The 18,526-nt window shown below is 71.3% G+C and carries 17 protein-coding genes; 11 read left to right on the top strand and 6 right to left on the bottom strand.

The features are described 5' to 3' along the window. Window positions 1-27: 27 nt before the first annotated feature. The 6 genes from EL340_RS09445 to EL340_RS09420 all read right to left on the bottom strand — a co-directional run bounded on the left by EL340_RS09445 (window position 28) and on the right by EL340_RS09420 (window position 6,944). On the bottom strand, window positions 28-345 hold the full coding sequence (locus EL340_RS09445) for a YtxH domain-containing protein (RefSeq protein WP_126414379.1): 318 nt from the start codon (window positions 343-345) through the stop codon (window positions 28-30). A gap of 180 nt (window positions 346-525) precedes the next feature. Continuing rightward, on the bottom strand, window positions 526-885 hold the full coding sequence (locus tag EL340_RS09440; protein ID WP_126414378.1) for a hypothetical protein: 360 nt from the start codon (window positions 883-885) through the stop codon (window positions 526-528). A gap of 324 nt (window positions 886-1,209) precedes the next feature. Next, window positions 1,210-2,481 carry an App1 family protein phosphatidate phosphatase gene (locus tag EL340_RS09435; RefSeq protein WP_126414377.1) on the bottom strand — a complete coding sequence of 424 codons (1,272 nt, stop codon included), beginning with the start codon at window positions 2,479-2,481 and terminating at the stop codon, window positions 1,210-1,212. A gap of 300 nt (window positions 2,482-2,781) precedes the next feature. Beyond that, window positions 2,782-4,158 carry a glycosyltransferase 87 family protein gene (locus EL340_RS09430; RefSeq protein ID WP_126414376.1) on the bottom strand — a complete coding sequence of 459 codons (1,377 nt, stop codon included), beginning with the start codon at window positions 4,156-4,158 and terminating at the stop codon, window positions 2,782-2,784. A gap of 57 nt (window positions 4,159-4,215) precedes the next feature. After that, window positions 4,216-5,547 (bottom strand): MFS transporter, encoded by a 1,332-nt coding sequence (locus EL340_RS09425; protein WP_126414375.1) that lies wholly within the window; start codon window positions 5,545-5,547, stop codon window positions 4,216-4,218. A 95-nt stretch (window positions 5,548-5,642) separates the two neighbouring features. Next, window positions 5,643-6,944, bottom strand: coding sequence for a variant leucine-rich repeat-containing protein (locus tag EL340_RS09420; RefSeq protein WP_126414374.1), 1,302 nt, complete (start codon window positions 6,942-6,944; stop codon window positions 5,643-5,645). Window positions 6,945-7,336: 392 nt separating this feature from the next. Between EL340_RS09420 and EL340_RS09415 the strand changes: the two genes are divergently transcribed. The 11 genes from EL340_RS09415 to EL340_RS09365 all read left to right on the top strand — a co-directional run bounded on the left by EL340_RS09415 (window position 7,337) and on the right by EL340_RS09365 (window position 18,501). Next, the gene (locus EL340_RS09415) at window positions 7,337-8,194 is read left to right on the top strand and encodes a PP2C family protein-serine/threonine phosphatase (protein ID WP_126414373.1); all 858 of its coding nucleotides are present in this window, start codon (window positions 7,337-7,339) and stop codon (window positions 8,192-8,194) included. Then, a complete protein-coding gene (locus tag EL340_RS09410; RefSeq protein ID WP_126414372.1) occupies window positions 8,191-9,702 on the top strand; it encodes an FHA domain-containing protein in 1,512 nt (503 codons plus the stop codon). Before EL340_RS09415 ends, EL340_RS09410 begins: the two co-directional genes overlap by 4 nt. A gap of 196 nt (window positions 9,703-9,898) precedes the next feature. Then, window positions 9,899-10,732, top strand: coding sequence for an FHA domain-containing protein (locus EL340_RS09405; RefSeq protein WP_126414371.1), 834 nt, complete (start codon window positions 9,899-9,901; stop codon window positions 10,730-10,732). A 1-nt stretch (window position 10,733) separates the two neighbouring features. Further along, entirely contained in the window at window positions 10,734-11,651 is a 918-nt protein-coding gene (locus tag EL340_RS09400) for an LmeA family phospholipid-binding protein (protein WP_408608544.1), read from the top strand. A 214-nt stretch (window positions 11,652-11,865) separates the two neighbouring features. After that, window positions 11,866-13,254, top strand: coding sequence for an AAA family ATPase (locus tag EL340_RS09395; protein ID WP_126414370.1), 1,389 nt, complete (start codon window positions 11,866-11,868; stop codon window positions 13,252-13,254). 22 nt (window positions 13,255-13,276) lie between these two features. Next, window positions 13,277-14,281 carry a DUF58 domain-containing protein gene (locus EL340_RS09390; protein WP_126414369.1) on the top strand — a complete coding sequence of 335 codons (1,005 nt, stop codon included), beginning with the start codon at window positions 13,277-13,279 and terminating at the stop codon, window positions 14,279-14,281. Between the two features lie 3 nt (window positions 14,282-14,284). Then, window positions 14,285-14,806, top strand: coding sequence for an alpha-amylase (locus EL340_RS09385; protein WP_126414368.1), 522 nt, complete (start codon window positions 14,285-14,287; stop codon window positions 14,804-14,806). Continuing rightward, on the top strand, window positions 14,800-15,912 hold the full coding sequence (locus EL340_RS09380; RefSeq protein WP_126414367.1) for a VWA domain-containing protein: 1,113 nt from the start codon (window positions 14,800-14,802) through the stop codon (window positions 15,910-15,912). Before EL340_RS09385 ends, EL340_RS09380 begins: the two co-directional genes overlap by 7 nt. Next, a complete protein-coding gene (locus tag EL340_RS09375) occupies window positions 15,909-17,012 on the top strand; it encodes a VWA domain-containing protein (RefSeq protein WP_126414366.1) in 1,104 nt (367 codons plus the stop codon). The genes EL340_RS09380 and EL340_RS09375 overlap by 4 nt, the downstream gene beginning before the upstream one ends. Then, window positions 17,009-18,007, top strand: a complete 999-nt coding sequence (locus tag EL340_RS09370; RefSeq protein ID WP_126414365.1) for a hypothetical protein — start codon at window positions 17,009-17,011, stop codon at window positions 18,005-18,007. Before EL340_RS09375 ends, EL340_RS09370 begins: the two co-directional genes overlap by 4 nt. Further along, entirely contained in the window at window positions 18,004-18,501 is a 498-nt protein-coding gene (locus EL340_RS09365) for an NUDIX domain-containing protein (RefSeq protein ID WP_126414364.1), read from the top strand. The genes EL340_RS09370 and EL340_RS09365 overlap by 4 nt, the downstream gene beginning before the upstream one ends. The last annotated feature ends 25 nt before the right edge of the window (window positions 18,502-18,526 follow it).

The following is an 18,526-nucleotide window of genomic DNA, read 5'->3' as shown; positions in this document are numbered from 1 at the left end:
GGCGGCGTGCCTGGGCCTGCCTGGGCCTCAGGCGTTCTCGCCGACCGGGCGCACATTGGCCTCGCCGGCGTCGACGGGCTGGGACTGGCCGCCGCCCTTGGACGACGGCGCCCCGAAGAGCCGCTCCTTGACGGCGTCGGCGACCTTCTCGGTGACGGCCTCTCCCTGGGTGCGCACGGCCTGCTTGACGTGGCTGGAGGCGGCGTCGACCCGGGTGCGCACGAAGGGCTGCTCAGCGACCCTCGAGGCGGCGGACTTGATGCGCTCGTACTGGGCGCGCCCCGCGCGGGTCCCGAGCACGTATCCCGCGCCGAGTCCGAGGATGAAGGGGATCTTGCCGGCCATATCTGTCTCCTGAGCTTGAGGGAAGCGCTGGTTGATGAGTCATCACCATACCGGCCACGGGCCGGGGCGACCTCCGTGAGGACTCCCCAACGGCGGCCTGATCGCCCACAGCGTCACCTGCCATGGCGATCGCGGAGCGCGGCGGAGTTACGGAGCTACAGGGGCGCGGGGCCCGCGGCGTCACATGGCTGCCGGCGAGGAGTCCTCGGCGGCCTGGTCGCCGGTGCTGGATCCGTGGGAGCCGGGCTGGGCGCTGACGAGACCGTCGGGTGAGACGGTGGTGATGTAGGAGCGTCCACCCAGGACCACGCCGAGCGCCACCAGCAGGCCGGTGCCCATGAGGGCCGCCACCTGCAGCACGCTCAGGTCGGCCAGGATCGCGTGGCGGCGCAGTGAGGCGGTGGTCGAGGGGGTGGAGCCCGCGCGGGCTGCCGAGCGCGTCGTCGGGAACGACTGGCCGGCGGCCGGCTTCGAGGAGTCCTCGGAGACGCCGGCGGTGGCGCCGGTGAGATCGGTGGAGTCGGTGGAGAAGGGGGACATTGCGGTTCCTCCTGTTTCGATGGGGATGGGAACGGGGCGTGCGCCCCATGTGGAACCAGGTAACCGTCGGGACCTGTCGGCCTCGTAGGGCAAGTCTGTGGTGTTCCTGTGAAGAGGTGGAGGAGTGGGGCGAGCCGCATGCTGCCGGGGATCGACGGTGGGGGAGGAGGCAACGTGAGACATGCCGCACCGACGAAGGGTGGGGGCTGTGCGGGACGGTGCGGGACTGTGCGGGACCGCGCGGGGCCTGCGGGGAGCTGCGAGGACCTGTGGGGGCCGCCTCCGGGAGCACGCGGGCGGCATCCGGTGGTCGCCCCGGGGCGGTCAGCGGCGAGCCGGGGCCTCCAGCAGCCAACGGGGCAGGAGCCGGGCCAGCTCGTAGCCGTCGGCGCCCACGACGACGGGCACGTCGGCCTCGGCCAGGGTGCGGGCCTCGGGGCCGATGCCCATGGGGTGGGCGGTCAGCCCGCCGGCGAGCACCTGCTGGGTGGCGGTCAGGCGGCGGATGGCGACGGCGGCGATCCGGTCGGCGTGGTGGCGGGCGGCCTCGCCGTAGATGTGCGGGTCGTGCTGGCCGTCGTCGCCGAAGAGGATCCAGGTGACCTGAGGCAGGTCGATCATCAGTCGGCGCAGCTCGGTGCGCTTGTGCTCGATGCCCGAGCGGAACCAGCCGGTGTTGGTCGGCCCCCAGTCGGTCATGAGCGCGGGCCCTGAGGGGAAGCCATGGCGGGAGAAGAAGGAGCGCAGCGTGGGGACCACGTTCCAGGCGCCGGTGGACAGGTACATCATCGGGGTGCCCGGGTGGGCGGCCTGGATGCGCGAGTAGAGCTCGGCCATGCCGGGGACGGGCTCGCGCGCCGAGGAGTACTTGACGAGCTGGTTCCAGGCGGCCACGAGCACGCGGGGGACGTGCGTCACCATGGCGGTGTCGTCGATGTCGGAGATGATGCCCAGGCGCGGACCCTCGGGGATGATGAGGACCTTGGCGGCGACGGCCTCCGCGCCCATCGCCTCGATCCGGGCCTCGTGCCAGCCCGGCTCCAGCCCGTGATCGCGCACGACGACGTCGATGTAGCCGCCGCGGTCGGCCCGCGTGCGCACGCTGGCCCGGCCCACGTGGACGGTCACTGGCAGGAAGGCCACCGGCACCTCGATGAACAGGCGCCAGCCGCGCTGGGCGTCGAGCAGGCTGGTCAGGGCGAAGTCGCGGGCCTGGGCGGGGCTGACCGGCAGGGAGGCCGGCAGGGAGCGGAACAGCGGGCCCTCGGCCGGTGCGTCCTGGGGGCGCATGACCATGCGGGCCAGTACCCGGGCCATGGAGGCGGGCCGGGCGGCCTCGGCGGAGGCGGCGCGAGGCACGGGGGGCGTCTCCGGGCGGACGGTGCTCCGGGCTCTCGCGTGGGGCGGCATGTCGTGCCGAACCGACGTCGGCCCCGGCGGGTCTGATGGCGTGGACGGTTCCGGGTGGGCCGGAGCGCAGGTGCCGTAGCCGTCGTAGGGAATGACGCGGGGGCGCCAGCCCTGACGCTTGAGGACGGGGACGGAGTCGCGGTGGAACTGGTCCTCGACGGCGCGGGCGATGTCGGAGAGGGGCACCGTTCGATCCTAGATGACGGGCCGAATCCGGGGGCCGATGTGGAGACGCGATCTGAGGGGTCTGAAGCGGGGTGCCTCGGATTTCGCCGCGGGCGGGCTACTCCACGAGCCTCGGGACCTACTGGCCAGGGGTTGGGCGCACTGCACGAGGCCCTGGACCTTGTGGAGTATCCCCGCGTCCCGGCCAGTGGACCCCCGGGCTCGTGCAGTGCCCACGGGGCACCGCGGGGCGACCGCCCTCGCCCCTCATGTCATCGCAGCGCCCTCATCCAGTAAGTCATCCGCTGAGTCATCCCTGAGTCATCCACTGACGCGACCGCTCAAGGCCGCCAGGCGCCGGCCCGACGCCCACCACAGGGTGGCTCCGCAGCCCAGGGCCCACCAGGTGTAGCTCGAGCCGACGACCTTGGCCCAGGCGGGCCAGTTCTGCTCGACGTGATTCTGCTCGGGGAACCACCACTGCATCGCCAGGACGAAGACGAGGGCCCCGGCGACCCCGGCGACCCCGAGCGCGGTGGAGCGCCAGCGCCAGGTCGCCGCCGCCACCGACATGAGGGCCGGCAGGCACCATACCCAGTGGTGCGACCAGGAGATGGGGGAGATGAGCAGCCCCAGCACCATGACCACGCTGACCTGAAGGGTCAGGACCAGGCCGGCCTCTGTAGCGCCAGCGGAGTCCGCGGTGCCGGCGACGCCGTCCTTGGTGCCGCCCCGCAGCCGGTCCAGCCGGCGGCACAGGAACCACGCGGCGACCACCGTCAGCAGCGAGCACACCGCCCAGGTCGGGTTCCAGGCCGACTCCGGCAGCGCCCGCGCGATCGCGCCCTTGAGGTTCTGGTTGCCGGAGTAGTCGGCGAAGCCGGCGCGCCCCGGGTCCCACATGGCCGACGTGAAGAACTCCCACGTCTCGGCGGGAGCCGCCAGCCCGGCCAGGGCCGTCAGCCCGACGGCGCTGCCGGCCATCGTGGCGGCGGCCCGCCACTCGCGTCGCGCCAGAAGCACCAGGATCGCCACCGCCGGCGTCAGCTTGATCGCCGCGGCCAGGCCGCTGAGCACGCCGCGCCACCGCGATCGGGTGGGCACCACGAGCAGGTCGACGGCGACCAGGGCCATGAGGATGGCGTTGACCTGCGCGTACTCCATGGTCTTGGGGAAGGGCTCGAGCGCGATCACCCCGATCAGCGCGAGCCACGGCGCCAGGCCGTGCGCCGTGCGGATCCTGACCCCCAGCTGCCTGAGCACCGCGTACGCCGTCACGGCGGCGCACAGCGGGGTGGCCGCCATCAGCAGCACGGTGGCCGACTGGTACGACATCCAGGTCAGCGGCGTGATGACCCAGGCCGCCAGCGGCGTGTAGGTGAAGGGCCACAGGTGCTGGGGCGGGTTGGCGTACCAGGAGTAGAGGTCTCCACCCTCGTGCCACTGGCGAACCGCCTCGTAGTAGACGAACGAGTCGAGCTTGAAGAGCCACTGGCCGTTGTCGTCCACCAGGGACCAGTAGGCGGGCACCAGCAGCACGAGCCACCCCAGGACGGCCACGACCGGTGCGCGCGCAGCGGCAACCAGAGGCGCGAGCCGGGTTGCCGGCGCGCGGTGGTCACGGTCCTGACGGTCCTCGGTCTCGGAGCCGGACCGTGCGGATTGGGCCTCGTTCGGTGAATTCCCTGCGATGGACATCGCGCTGAGTGTAGAAGAGGCGCAGAGCCTGCCGGGAATTGAGAGCCGATCGTCTCGTCAGTGGGCGGCCAGGGGGCGAGCGGTCCTCGCTCGCCTGAGGGCGGGAAGTCCTACGATCCCGGCCACGACGGCGACCCAGGCGAAGCCGGCAACCGCCAGGTACCCTGCCCGTGAGCCGCCGGCGTCCGCGGCCTGCCCCGCCAGCAGCGACCCGACCGAGACCCCCACATTGAGCGCGGTACTCACCCAGGCCAGCCCCTCGGTGAGCTGGGACGGGGCCACCGTCACCTGCACGATGTTGTTGCCGCTGGTCAGCGTGGGGGCGATGGCCAGCCCCGTCACCAGGGCCAGAACCGACAGCACCACGAGGTTCGGCGCCAGTGAGAAGGTCGACGTGCCCACGGCCAGCGCCACGAGCCCGGCCATGAGCTGCTTCCACAACGGCCACCCCCACGTGCGCGAGCCGTAGAGGAGGGCGGCGGCGAAGGACCCCACGCCCCAGACCGCCAGCACCAGGCCGGAGGCCGACTTGTGTCCGGCCTCGGTGGCGAAGGCGACCGCGGCCACGTCGTTGGCCCCGAACATGGCCCCGGCGAGCAGGAAGACGACGACGGCGGCCACGACGGCCCCGTAGCGCAGAACCGGACGGTGCCGCGCGGAGTCATGAGCCGCTCCGTCGGCCCGGTACCCGGCGTCCTCAGAGGTCCCAGTGGCCTTGGCGGCTCTGGTGACTTTGGCGGTCCCGGTGCTCTCGGTGGCCCCGGCCCGGCGCTGCGGCCGGTGAGGATGCGGGACGGGCTCGGTGGCGCGCTGGCTGAGGAACCACAGCCCGCCGAGCAGCTGCATCGCCAGGCAGGCCACCCATCCCGAGGTCACCGGGAGGAACGGCGTCGTGCACAGGGCGGTGGCCAGCACCGGCCCGAGGATGAAGGCCACCTCGTCCAGGGCCGCCTCCAGGGAGAAGGCCGCGTGGACGTCCTCGGGACGAGTGAGCATCGCCGTCCAGCGTGCCCGCACCAGCGAGCCCATCGAGCCGGCCAGCCCACCCGCCAGGGCGGCCAGCACCGCCAGAACCCCCAGGTGCATGCGCGCGGAGGCGGCGGCGACCAGCCCCGCCAGACTCACCGACGACACCACGATCGCCGGCATCATGACGCGCGACTGGCCGTAGCGGTCGACGCACCGGGCCAGGACCGGGGCCCCGACCGCCATCGCCACGAAGTTCGCGGCGCTGACCAGACCGGCGGCCGTGTAGGAGCCGTAGAGCTCCTCGACGGCGAGGATCGTCGAGATCCCCACCATCGACATGGGGAACCGGGCGATGAGACCGGCGGTCGTGAAGGAGCGCGCGCCGGGGCGAGAGAGGATCGTGTTGTAGGAGGTGGCCATGTCAGGACATGTCAGGAGCTGCCGGGAGAGCGTGGGTGCCTGCTGGCGGCCGGACCGGCCCGGACCGGTCAAGGGACCGGCCCGGACGAGACCGCTCAGCGGCCGTGGGTGGTGGACTCGACCCCCTCGCGACTGAGGGTGAAGCCCTCACCGCTGACCTGGCTCCAGCACTGCATGCCGTTCTCGGTCGAGGTGCAGGCGAAGCTGGAGTTCTTGGCCGAGTAGTTGTAGTTGAGGCTGCTGCCGCTGGGGGTGAAGGTCGATCCGCAGGACTGGGTGGACTGCCCGTTGGTGCCGATCTTGACCGTCAGAGGCCGTGAGGCGGGGCAGGCGGAGGTCGCCGCGTGCTCGTTGATGGTGCAGGTCACCTCGTTGTCACCCAGCGTGCAGGTGATGTTGCCGCTGGGTGCGTTGAAGGCGGACATCTCCTGAGCCCCGTTGGGAGCGGGCGCCTTGAGGGTGGGCGTCGCCGAGGTGCTCGCGGTGGCCGAGGCCTTGGGGGAGGCCGACGACGCGGCACTCGGGGCGGCACCGGCCCCCTGACTGCTCTGGGTCGTGGCCTGGGTGTCCGATCCGGTCGCCGAGCTGTTGCCGTCACCTCCGGAGAGGTACCAGGACGCCAGGAAAACCAGGATGATGATCACCATGACGCCCAGGATCAGCAGGATGCGGTTGGACGTCAGGAAGGAGGAGGGGGCTGAGGAGTCGTCGTCCTCGGTGCCGACACCGAAGACGCCGGCGCTGCTCTCGGTCGTGGCGGAGGCCTGCGCGGCGGAGGGAATGACCGGGCTCTGCGCCTGGGAGACGTTCGCCGACTGCTGGAAGGTCTGCTGCAGGGCAGGCTGGACCGGTCTGGCCGGTGACTGGGAGGGAATGGCCTGGGTGGGGTGGAAGGTGGGGTCGGAGACGGTCGGGTCGCCGGAGGCCCGGAAGCGGTCGACCTGGGTGTTGGCGCCGGCCGCGCTGAAGGCGCTGGACGCGCTCGCGGCGCTCCTCGAGCTGGTTGCGGAGATCGCAGAGGTTCCGGAGGCCCCTGAGACGCCGGAGGAGGCGCTGCCGGGCTGGAGCGAGCGGGGCAGGGTCACCTGAGTCGGAGCCTCCGAGGACCTGGCCGACGGCGACGCCGGCTGGGCGCCGGGGGGTGAGACGACCGCCAGGTGGGGCTCGCCCTGAGGTGACTGGGCCGACTGGTTCTGCCCGCTGCGGGAGGCCAGGGCGGCGTCGACCGCGGGGTCGCCCAGGGTGCCCAGCCATTCCAGGAGGGCGGGATAGGTCCGCGGGTTGGCGGCGATGTAGGGGCGCAGGCCGGGGTAGTTCTGTGCCAGCTGGTGGAGGGTCTCCAGCTCTGCGTTGGGATCTTGCGCGCGTGCGACAAGCTCGTCCTTGGCCTGAGACATGCTGGGTCCTTCGAGGGTCGGGAAAATTGCGTCGGTCCAGGTTGTGACCGGCACCTGGCTCCGTCGTGGATAGGGTGTCGGGACCACCTGCGGTGCCGAGTCAGGGAACGCGGTACCGCGCTGGTGGCGCATGGGCCGGAGAACCGGCCGCGCAGAAAGACTACCTGAGGAGCCTGCGGTGCTGACTGCCTGACGGGTCACGGCCGACCGTGACAACCCGTGACAAGCGGTGCAGGACGAGGGGCCGGGAGCAGGGCGGGGACGACGCCGCTGTTCGCCTTCGGCGCGGTTCAGGCTCCCGTATGGTGAAATCTCTGCCGTGGTGCGGTGGTTCCGGAACGGGTGCTGGGGTTTACTAGGGGAGTGCAAGCAACGCAGGTGAAAGGGAGACGATGACCGAGCACGTTCGTGCTGACGCCGAGGCCCTCGTGATCCGCGGCGCAGACGGCGCCGGGCCCTCCGAGGTCGTTGTCGGCGCGGCCACTGACGTGGGGCGCCTGCGCACGATCAACGAGGACGGCTACCTCGCCATCGCCCCGGCCTTCGTCGTCGTCGACGGCATGGGCGGGCACGCCGCCGGCCGGATGGCCACGCAGGTCGCCCTCGACTCCCTCTACTCACTGGCCGGGACGAGCGTTACCGACGTGGAGACGGTCGTCCGTGCGGTGATGGCCGCCCAGGAGGCGATCGTCTCCATCCCGTCCCACGCCGCCTACCTGCCCGGCGCCACGATCGCCGGCGTCGTCCTGGCCTGGATGGAGGACGAGCAGGGGGTCACCCGGCCGACCTGGATCATCTTCAACATCGGGGACGCCCGGGTCTACCTGCTGCGCGACGACATGCTCTCCCAGGTCACCCGGGACCACTCCCGGGTCCAGATCCTGGTCGAGACCGGGGAGATCACCCCCGAGCAGGCGCGGCGCGACCCTCGCCGCAATGTCGTCACCCGCGCGCTGGGAGGGGGCATCGCCGACTCCGCGGTCCCCGATCTCTACAGCGTCCCGGTCGCCGCCGGAGATCGGCTGCTCATCTGCTCCGACGGCCTGAGCGACGAGCTCGACGACGAGGCCATCGCCACCGTGCTGGCCGCCGGCTACACGGCGCAGCGCACGGCCGAGCTCCTGGTGGCGGCCTCCTTGGAGGGGGGCGGTCACGACAACACCACGGCCGTCGTCGTGGACTCCATCGAGGTCCCGGCCTCCGCCCCGGCGTCCGTCCTCGGCGGCACCTCGACCCAGGAGGCGCAGTGACCGCATCACCTCTGCCAGGCGAGCGCGTTCCGCTGCCCGAGGGGCTGACGCGGCTCTCGGACGGCTCTCTGCGGGCCGACGGCGTTGACGGCGTGGCCGTGATCGGCCCGGCCGCCGTGGCCGCCTCGCGTACCGTCTCCGTCGAGGCGGGACTGCGGGTCCTTGAGGCCCTGGGCGGTACCCACCTGCCCAGGGTGGGGCCGACGGCGCCGACCGCGCCGGCCACGGCGGCGGGCGAGGCTCTGACAACGGCATCGACGACGGCCCGGCGACCCGGGCTGCGACCCGTCGCGGCCGAGGAGGCCTTCGACGCCGCCGAGGTCGTCCCGGGGGAGCCCGGCGACGAGACCACGCTGCTCAGGCCGGTCGCCCTGGTGACGGAGCTGCCGCATGATCGGGACGCCTCCCTGACGCTCCCGGGCACTGAGGACGCCGCCGACACTGCCGGTGCTGATGGCGCCGGCAACGCCGACAGCGTCGGCAATAGCGTCGGCAGTGCTGACAGTGCTGGCAGTGCTGCCGGCGTCGTGTCCGTCGCGGGTACTGCGGATCTCATCGGCGGGCGCAGCACGGAGGCGAGCGGAGGACCGAGCCAGGAGGAGGACGAGTCGGCCCCTGTCGCCGAGCCCGTCTCGGAGCCCGCCTCGGAGTCCGCGGCGCCGAGCCTGGCCGAGTCCTCTCCCGAGATACCGGAGACGGGCGTCTGGGAGGACCCCGACGACTCCCCTGAGCCCGTGGGCGAGGGCCGGGAGGACACTGGGGCCGACGACTCCGACACCGACACTGATGGCATCGACACGTTCCCGGACTACCCCGAGCCCGAGCCCGGATCGGGGCGTCGACCTCGAGGTGCCCACCGGGCCCCGTCGGCACCCTCGGCGAGCTCGGGAAGCCGGCCGACGGCCGACACCCCCACCGCGCCGGACAACTCCAAGAGCAAGCAGCCCCAGCCGGTCCGGGCCCCCCAGCCCTTGGAGGCGCTGCCCAACACCGAGGTCGTCTCCGCCTCCGAGGCCGCTCTCATCGCGGCGCCGCCGGTACGGGCGTCGATCTGCCCCCAGGGGCACGCCAACCCGCCCGAGATCCGGGACTGCCTGACCTGCTCCCAGCCCCTGGCGGGCGTGTTCTCCTACGTGCGCCGACCGGCGCTGGCCACGCTGACCCTGTCGACGGGGGCCGCCGTCGAGGTCGCCGGTGACGTCGTCGTGGGACGGGCTCCCCAGCTGCAGCGCGGGGGTGATCCGCACATCGTGGCCCTGGTGGCGGTGCCCAGCCCGCAGCACATGGTCTCGCGCTCCCACCTCATGCTCACCACCTCGGGGTGGAGCATCCTGGTTCAGGACCTCGGCTCCTCCAACGGCACGGTGCTGGCGCGCCCCGGTGCGACGCCCGTCCTGCTGGGCTCGGGGATACTGACGCCGGTCTTCATGGGGGACCTGATGGATATCGGCGACGGCGTGACGCTTCGTATTGATCCGCCGGCATGGCTGCGGCCCCGAAGTGGGTGAGGTCATATTCTGCCGATGATGCTTCGCCGGTGCGGAACCGGGTTCTCGGCAAGACTTGTCACAGGCGTCGGCACCACCTCGTCGCAACGTCAGACAACATCAGACAGCACCAGGCGGCTCGGTGCTTGCTACTGCGGCCCCGTCGCTCCGTTGCTGACCGCTCCGGAACGAGACTGGAACTGTGGAAGGAGAACTAATGAGTGACCTGACCTGGACGGAGATGCCGGAGGTCAATCCCGAGCAGCCCGACGAGCTCGTCCTGGACTTCTCCGGCGAGATCTACCGGGTCGCTTCCACCGACACCTTCGTCATCGGCCGAGGCGGCGACCTGGACATCGACGACAACCCCTACCTCCACCGCCGCTTCCTGGTCTTCGCCTTCTCCGAGAAGCTCTGGTGGATCGCCAACGAGGGGAGCCGGCTGTCGGCCACGCTGACCGACGGCGAGGGGCTGGTCCAGTCCCGCCTGGCCCCCGGAGCCCGGATCCCCCTGGTCTTCCCCCGGGTCATCCTCACCTTCTCCGCCGGACCCACCACCTACGAGATCAACCTCGTCACCTCCGGGGAGGACCACTTCTCCGGGATCGACGGCGTGCGCCAGTCCTCGGGGCAGACCACCATCGGGGTGACCCCGATGACCCGCTCCCAGCTGCTGCTCGTCCTGGCGCTGTCCGAGCCGGTACTCAAGCGGGCCGGTACGGGTGCCGCCGAGATCCCCTCCTCCGCGGCGGCCGCGTCGCGCCTGGGATGGCCGCTGACCAAGTTCAACCGCAAGCTCGACAATGTCTGCGAGAAGCTCGACCGGGTGGGGGTACGCGGGCTGCGTGGCGGCCGCGTCGCGGGAGCGGCCTCCAACCGGCGCACCGCCCTGGTGGAGCACGCCGTGTCCACCCTCATGGTCACGGCCGAGGACCTCTACATGCTGGATGAGGAGCAGGCCGCCAACCAGGCGGCGGCCGACCAGACGGCCGAGCGCTCGGTGACCACCGCTCCAGTCGCCCAGAGCTCGTCCGCGGCGCCGAGGAGATGACGTGGCGCGAGGCGTGGTGCGTGACCGGGGTGACGCCGATCTGCCCGAGAGGCCGTCGGGGACCGTGACTGAGGCGAGCATGTCCCGGGAGTCGTTCTTCGAGGAGGTCCTGGAGGGCGACGTCGAGGAGGGCGATTCCGCGGAAGGCGGCCGACGCCGTCCCTCGCGTCGCCGGGGGCGGCGCTGGGTGGTGATGCTCCTGGTGCTCGTCGTCGTCGTGACGGCCGGGGCCGTCGGGGCGGAGTACCTCGTACGCGGACAGGTCGATGCCGCGGTGCGTTCCGCCCTGCCCGGGCTCAGCTCGGACGCGAAAATCGCCACCAAGGGGATCGTTCTGCGCCAGCTCGTCGGCGGCTCGCTGGACAGCCTGACGGTGGACTCCGACAGCCTGGAGATCACCTCCAGGGGAGAGGGCGGGGGCACGGTCACGCTCAGCGACGTCGACGTCGACCTCAGCCGTATCAGCCTGCGTTCGCCCTACCCGACCGATACGGTGACAGCGTCGGGAACGATCAGCTGGCGGCAGGTGGCCGCGCTCGCCGCCCGGTCTCATCCGAAGATGCAGGGCATGACGCTCAAGGCCAAGCGGACCGGGACCAGCGCTGAGGATCCTGGAGCCATCCAGGCCTCTGCGTCCCTGCTCGGCATGAGCGGGGACGCGGAGATCGTTCCGTCGGTGGGGGCCGACGGCAACCTGGTCCTGACCGTCACCTCCACCCGCATGGGAGGGGAGCAGGCCGGGGTCGACGTCGGCACCGGGGACGACAGCCTGCTCAGCTATGTCGGGCTGGACTCCCCGGAGATCACGATTCCGGCCGAGTCCCTGCCTCAGGGGCTGCACCCGACCAGCGCGATCGTCACCGACGACGGGATCCGGATGAGCCTGGCCGGAAACCAGGTGAACCTCGGCCAGCTGTGAGGTCGGGGGCTGCCGGCCCGATCACGATTCGTCTCACATTTTCTCTGAAGTGACGTCATTGCAGCGAAAGGTATGACTGCGCCAGTCCTGTGGGGAGGACTGCCCTCCTTGGACGCCCCAGCAGGCGCTGCCTCGTATAGCCTGCCAATGCGTTGCCTATCCATGCGTCAGCACGCAGAGCGCGGAATCCCATCAGAACCGAGCAAGGAGAACCATGAGCATGCAGCCCGAGCACCGTGCCCAACCCGGCAGTCAGTCGGGCGGCTGGGGCAGCGGTCAGTCGACTGGCCGGTCGGCTGGTCAGCCGACAGGGCAGCCCATTGGTCAACCGGCTGCTCAGCCCAGCGGGCAGCCGGCTTCTCGGCGGACCGCTCAGCCAACCATGTCCTCCTTGGGGCAGGGCGGTTCGGCCGTGCCCCAGCAGCCTCCTGCCTTCCCGCCTGCGGGGGCACCACAGACCTCCGGGGCTCACGCGTCCCCCTCAGCGCCGTCATCGTCCAGGACGACGGTTCCCGGTTACCCCTCCGGTCCTGCGGCCCCGGCCGAGGAGAAGGCCACCACCGGCCCCCTGCCCTCCCGTGAGACGCTGCGCCGTGAGGCCCGTGCCGCCTCCAGCCGCCGGGGTGCCGGGGACGCCGACGTGGAGCGCGCCGGAGCACTGCTGAAGTCCGTTGCGGACATCTTCTCCCAGCGGGTCGTCGGCCAGGAGCAGCTGCGCACCGCGCTGGTCACCTCGCTGATGTCCAGTGGCCACATCCTGCTGGAGTCGGTGCCCGGCCTGGCCAAGACCACCGCAGCCCAGACGCTGGCCTCCGCCGTCTCCGGCTCCTTCCGGCGCATTCAGTGCACTCCCGACCTCATGCCCAACGACATCGTGGGCACCCAGATCCTCAACTCCTCCACCGGTGAGATGACCACCCAGCTGGGGCCGGTTCACGCCAACATCGTCCTGCTCGACGAGATCAACCGGTCCAGCGCCAAGACCCAGTCGGCCATGCTCGAGGCCATGCAGGAGCGTCAGACCTCCATCGGCGGCGTCGTCTACCCGCTGCCGCACCCCTTCATGGTCCTGGCCACCCAGAACCCCATCGAGGAGGAGGGCACCTACGTCCTGCCGGAGGCGCAGATGGACCGCTTCCTCATGAAGGAGGTGCTCACCTACCCGCGGCCCTCGGAGGAGGCCGATGTCCTGGACCGGATCTCCAACGGCGCCTTCGACAAGCCCGTGAGCGGACGGCCCATCTCCACTGACGACGTCGAGTGGCTCCAGCGGGCCGCCGAGCGGGTCTACGTCGACCCCGTCATCAAGCAGTACATCGTCGCCCTCATCAACACCTCCCGCTGCGGAGGGCCCCGGCCCGTGCCCGGTCTGGACCGGCAGGTGCGCGTGGGCGCGTCCCCGCGCGGCGGCATCGCGCTGATGAAGGTGGCCCAGGCCGTCGCCCTGCAGGAGGGGCGCACCTACGTCATCCCCGACGACGTCCGCCTGCTGCGTCACGGGGTGCTGCGCCACCGGCTGGTGCTCACCTACGACGCCCTGGCCGACGGCGTCGCCCCCGAGGCGATCATCGACGCCATCTTCGCCGCCGTCCCCACACCCTGAGCCGGTGGGGACCAGCTGAGCGATGAGCATGGAGGCACCTGACGCTCTCGGAGCACCCGAGGCCGACCCCGGCGGCGGGCGGCGCGGCGCGCGGATCGAGCGCCTGCGCGCGGCCCTGAGCCTGCCGACCCTGCGACGGGCCACCGGGCTGCTCGACGGGCGCCACAAGTCGGTCTTCGTCGGGCGCGGGCAGGACTTCGACGACATGTCCTTCTACCGGCCCGGGGACGACATCTCCGACATCGACTGGAAGTCCTCGGCCCGTCTGGGCCAGCCGGTCATCAAGCGCTACCAGCGCGAGTCCATGATGTCGATGGTCCTGGCCGTGGACACCGGCCGGACCATGGCGGCAACGGCCCCCTCCGGGGAGGACAAGCGCGACCTGGCCCTCGGGGTCGCCGAGGTCTTCGCCTACCTGGCTCGAATGCGGGGCGACTCGGTGGCGCTCGTGGCCGGGGACGCCGGCCGGACGATCTCACGTCCGGCGCGCTCGGGGGCCAAGCACGTGGAGACCCTGCTGACCCTGCTGGCCCGCACCTACGAGGACCTCGACGTGCCTGTCGAAGGAGCGCCCGACGGCGTCTTCGAGCTGGCCCCCGGGGCGCCCCCCTCCAGCCTGCCGCGCCTCATGGAACGGGTGAGCACCTGGCACCGCCGTCGCAGCCTGGTGGTTCTCATCACCGACACCGCCCACCCCGGTCCCGACGCCGCGACCTGGCTGCGGCGCCTGTCGATCCAGCACGAGGTGATCGTCGTGCAGATCGAGGACGACGATCCGCTGCGCCCCGACGGCGGCCGTGGGCGGGACATCGACCTGCCCTTCGAGATCCCGGCCTTCCTGCGCGCCGACACCTACCTGGCCGCCCAGGCGGCCGTGGTGCGTGAGCAGTGGCGATCCGCCGTCGAGCAGGTGCTCGAGGCCCGGCACGTGGAGTACGGCGTCGTCTCCTCCGAGGAGACCCTCATCGACTCCATCGCCGAGCTCCTCCAGCGCGAGCGCGCCGCCGTGGCCCGAGGGAGGCGGTGACCAGTGCAGATCATGCCCCCGGTCCTCATGCCGATATGGATGGTCATCGTGATGATCGTCGGGATCCTCCTGGTGAGCGCCTGGCTGCTGCGCACCTTCCTGGTGACCCGCAGAGACACCTCCCGGGAGGTCGGAGACATCCCCATGGCGCCGCGTGAGCGCCGTCAGTGGGGCGATCGTCTCACCGAGATCGCCCAGCGCTGGAACGGCGACGAGCTGGACCTGCGCGATCTGCACCTGGAGCTGGCGGCCCTGCTGCGCGGCTTCGCCGAGGCCCGCAGTGGTGAGGAGATCACCACCGCCACGGTCTCGGAGATCCTCGACATGGCGGACACCGCCGGGCCGAGCTCGGTGGAGGAGCGCCGGCGCAGCGTGCGCGAGGCGGGTCACCCCCTCGACACCAATCCGCTGGGTCATGTCGGCGAGCTGCTCGCCGTGTGGGAGCAGCCCTCCTTCGACCGTGAGCCGGAGTCCGCCGCCGAAGAGGCCCTGAACCACGCACGGGAGGTGGTCACCCGATGGTGATGCCCTGGCTGTTCGGCATCCTTGTCGCTCTAGCCGTGGTGGCGGTCATCGCGGTCCTCGTCCGCGATCGCCGCTCCAACGGACTGTCCGACCCCACGTCCCGCAAGCCCCTGAGACTGCCCTGGAGGCATCAGGAGGTCCAGGACGCCGGGGGGCTCCCGCGGCGCCTGGCGAACTCGGCGAGCCTGTTCCAGCTTCCCGCGGTGCGCTCCCGTATCCGGTTCCAGCGCCGGTTGCACGCGCTCCTGGCGGTTCTGCTGGCCGTGTGCCTGCTGAGTGCCTCGGCCATCGCTGGGCGCCCCGTGCGCGTCACCGAGCGCTCCGACGCCCTGGCCAACCGGGACATCGTCCTGTGCCTGGACGTATCGACGTCGATGGTGAAGATCGACTCCTCCGTCCTGACCACCTTCGCCGACATCCTGGAGGACTTCGACGGCGAGCGCGTGGGGCTCGTGGCCTGGAACTCCGCCGCCCAGACCATCGTCCCGCTCACGGACGACTACGAGCTGCTGCGGCAGCAGATGGACGACCTGAGCGACGTGCTGGACATCGACCCGGACAACCCGACCTACAAGCAGGCCCTCAGGTACAGCGAGACCTTCAGCGGGACCCAGAACCAGAGCGTCAACGGCTCCTCCCTCGCCGGTGACGGGCTCGCCTCCTGCGCGCAGGCCTTCGACAACCAGGGCCTGGAGCGCTCCCGCTCCATCATCCTGGCCACCGACAACCAGGTCATCGACCCCGACAACGAGCAGATCTACTCGCTGCCCGACGCCGTCAATCTCCTGGCCGAGCGCAAGATCCGCCTGTTCTCCATCTACGGCGCCGACGACGAGCAGTCCCACCAGTACGAGCTCGACCAGAGCCCCGAGGCCTCCCGCGAGGAGCTCAAGACCGTCACCGAGGGACCGGGACGGGGCCGCTTCTATGACGTCGAGGACTCGGGGACCGGCGGCGATATCGTCAAGCAGCTGGAGAAGACCGAGGTCAGCGCACTGGGAGGCCGCAAGCAGACTCGTCGCACCGACATCCCCCAGAGGCTCGTCATCACCCTCTCTCTGGTGCTTCTGGGCTATCTGGGGCTGACCACCTGGAGGCGAGCATGAGACCAGTTCCCATCATCGGAGACTTCGCGTTCATCCCGGTCACCTGGTGGATCCTCGTCCTCCTCGTGGCCGGTGCCCTGACGGCCCTGCTCGTCGTCTCCCGCCGTCGGCTGAACCGCGACGATGCCGAACCGGCCGCCCGCCAGGCCTGGTGGCGGCGCCTGGCCATCGTCGTCGTCACCGTGCTGGCGATGGCGGGGCCGGCGATCCGCGGCACCGAGGCCATCAGCGTCTCCAACGTGGAGATCTACATGGTGGTGGACCGCACCGGGTCCATGGCCGCCGAGGACTACCAGGGCAAGGGGCCTGACGGCGTCGACCAGGCGGCCTCCACCAGGCTCGACGGCGTGCGCTCCGACATGCGCGCCGTCCGGGACGCCTTCCCGGACTCCCGGTTCTCCATCATCGCCCTGGACAACACCGCGGCCACAGAGCTGCCGCTGACCCACGACACCAACGCCGTCGACTCCTGGATCGGCTCGTTCAAGCAGGAGGTGACGAACCACGCCACCGGCTCCTCGCTGGAGGTGGCGCTGCCGCTGCTGGGCCAGTCCCTGGTCCAGTCCCAGCAGTCCGACCCCAAGGACATCCGCCTCGTCTACATCTTCTCCGACGGCGAGGCCACCGATGACGGCCGTGGCGCCCAGGCGGCCGACAGCGCAGGCATCTCCTGGCAGTCGCTGGCCGGCCTCGTCGACGGCGGCGCGGTACTGGGCTACGGAACCGCGGAGGGCGGGCAGATGCGCAGCTACGACGGCTCGGCCGCCACCGGCGAGCACACCCAGTCCGACTACATCGCCGACGGGGAGGGCGGGCAGCCGGGCGTGTCGAAGATCGACGAGAACGAGCTCCAGACCGTGGCCAAGGACATGGGGCTGCCCTACTACCACCGCACCGGCGGGTCGGGCGACGACCCGACGAGCGCGTTCACCAACCTGGACATCGAGGCCGTCACCTCCGACGGGCGGACCAAGACCAACGCCCGGGTCTACCTGACCTGGCCCCTGGGAATCATCGCCTTCGGCCTGCTGCTGTGGGAGATCATCGACCTCATGCGAGCCGACCGTCGCCTGCGTCTTCTCATGGGAAGGGGGAGATGATGACGATGGGAAACACCCCTGGCGAGGGCCTCGGTCACGGCGGCCTCGGACCGGGGAGCAACGGGCCGGGACCCGCCGGCGCTCCCGCGGATGAGACGCTCGACTACCTGCAGGAGGCCGACGCCTCTGACGGAGCCTCAGCCCAGGACCCCTCAGCCCCCGAGGACCCCCGACGGCGCGAGGCCCGCCTGCGTCGACGTCGTCGTCTCCTCAAGATCGGCGGGGTGCCCGCCGTGCTGGCCACGATCATCTCCCTGTGGCTCGGGTCGATCTTCCTCATCTCCCTGTCCGGCAACCGTGCGGTGGCCGCCGGGCACTACGACACGGCGCTGTCCCGCTACCGCACGGTGGCTCGGATCAATCCCTGGCTGGAGCAGTGGCGCGTCTACTTCAACCTGGGGACCGGCCAGCTCGCCGCGCAGGATCCGACCTCCGCGGTCTCGACCCTCAACAAGGCGCTCGCCAAGGCTCCGAAGGCCAAGAGCGACCCCCAGACGAAGGCGAAGCAGGCCGGTTCCCCGGAGTGCATGGTGCGCACCAACCTGTACGTCGCGCACCTCTCGCTGGCCGCCCAGGCACAGGAGAGCGGCAACACCACGTCGGCGACCGAGCACACCGAGGCCGCCAAGAAGGCCGCCGACACCTGCGAGGTGCCGCCCCCGCCCGAGCAGGACCCCTCGGCGACGCCCAGCTCTGACCCCTCGGCCACGCCCAGCTCCGACCCCTCCTCGTCCCCCAGTTCTGACCCCTCGGCCAGCTCCAGTAGCGACCCGAGCTCGACGCCTAGCTCGGACCCGTCGACTACGCCCAGCTCAGAGCCCTCGGAGTCCCCCAGCTCGGACCCGTCGTCGTCGGCCTCGAGCTCCCCGGGTGAGACCCCCTCCAGCTCCCCGACCCCGGCCGATGACCGGGCCCAGCGTCTGCGCGACCGCAACAACGGCGGTGCGGGGTCCAGTGAGAAACCCGGTGGGGACAGCGGGGGGAAGCCCTGGTGAGCGGATCCGATACGGCGGGCCCCTCCCGGCTCGTGGTGGCGGCCGCGGTACTGGACCGGTTGGAGCACCCGACGACGCTGCTGTGCGCGGCCCGCTCCTACCCGCCCGAGCACGCGGGGCAGTACGAGCTGCCCGGGGGCAAGGTCGAGCCGGCGGAGACTCCCCGGCAGGCCCTGGCCCGCGAGCTGGACGAGGAGATCGGCCTGCGGGTGCGGCTCGGATCAGAGCTCGTGGCCCCCGGTGACCTGGCGGTTCCCGCCCCGCCCGGTGGCGCTCCGGGTGACGAGGCCCCGGCCTGGCCGGCCATGCACGGATTCCGGATGCGGGTGTGGCTGGCCGAGCCGGCCCGGCTCGGGGACCGGGGGCGGGCCGGTGCCGACCACCAGAGGCTGGAGTGGGTGAGCCTGGACCCGCCCGATCGGCTGCGCCAGCTGGCGTGGCTGGAGGCGGACCTGCCGATCATCGACGCGCTCGTGGCCGCGCTGGGCCGCTGATGACGTCAAGGCGGGCAAGCGCTTC

This window comes from Actinomyces viscosus (assembly GCF_900637975.1).
Lineage (GTDB): Bacteria > Actinomycetota > Actinomycetes > Actinomycetales > Actinomycetaceae > Actinomyces > Actinomyces viscosus.
Note: the sequence above shows the minus strand (reverse complement) of the source record. Positions and strands in the feature narration are given on the sequence as shown.

What these genes read in the sequence shown, in the direction of transcription:
- EL340_RS09445 (WP_126414379.1), bottom strand. Translation starts at nt 345, where the DNA reads ATGGCCGGCAAGATCCCCTTCATCCTCGGACTCGGCGCGGGATACGTG.
- EL340_RS09440 (WP_126414378.1), bottom strand. Translation starts at nt 885, where the DNA reads ATGTCCCCCTTCTCCACCGACTCCACCGATCTCACCGGCGCCACCGCC.
- EL340_RS09430 (WP_126414376.1), bottom strand. Translation starts at nt 4,158, where the DNA reads ATGTCCATCGCAGGGAATTCACCGAACGAGGCCCAATCCGCACGGTCC.
- EL340_RS09425 (WP_126414375.1), bottom strand. Translation starts at nt 5,547, where the DNA reads ATGGCCACCTCCTACAACACGATCCTCTCTCGCCCCGGCGCGCGCTCC.
- EL340_RS09420 (WP_126414374.1), bottom strand. Translation starts at nt 6,944, where the DNA reads ATGTCTCAGGCCAAGGACGAGCTTGTCGCACGCGCGCAAGATCCCAAC.
- EL340_RS09415 (WP_126414373.1), top strand. Translation starts at nt 7,337, where the DNA reads ATGACCGAGCACGTTCGTGCTGACGCCGAGGCCCTCGTGATCCGCGGC.
- EL340_RS09405 (WP_126414371.1), top strand. Translation starts at nt 9,899, where the DNA reads ATGAGTGACCTGACCTGGACGGAGATGCCGGAGGTCAATCCCGAGCAG.
- EL340_RS09395 (WP_126414370.1), top strand. Translation starts at nt 11,866, where the DNA reads ATGAGCATGCAGCCCGAGCACCGTGCCCAACCCGGCAGTCAGTCGGGC.
- EL340_RS09390 (WP_126414369.1), top strand. Translation starts at nt 13,277, where the DNA reads ATGAGCATGGAGGCACCTGACGCTCTCGGAGCACCCGAGGCCGACCCC.
- EL340_RS09380 (WP_126414367.1), top strand. Translation starts at nt 14,800, where the DNA reads ATGGTGATGCCCTGGCTGTTCGGCATCCTTGTCGCTCTAGCCGTGGTG.
- EL340_RS09375 (WP_126414366.1), top strand. Translation starts at nt 15,909, where the DNA reads ATGAGACCAGTTCCCATCATCGGAGACTTCGCGTTCATCCCGGTCACC.
- EL340_RS09370 (WP_126414365.1), top strand. Translation starts at nt 17,009, where the DNA reads ATGATGACGATGGGAAACACCCCTGGCGAGGGCCTCGGTCACGGCGGC.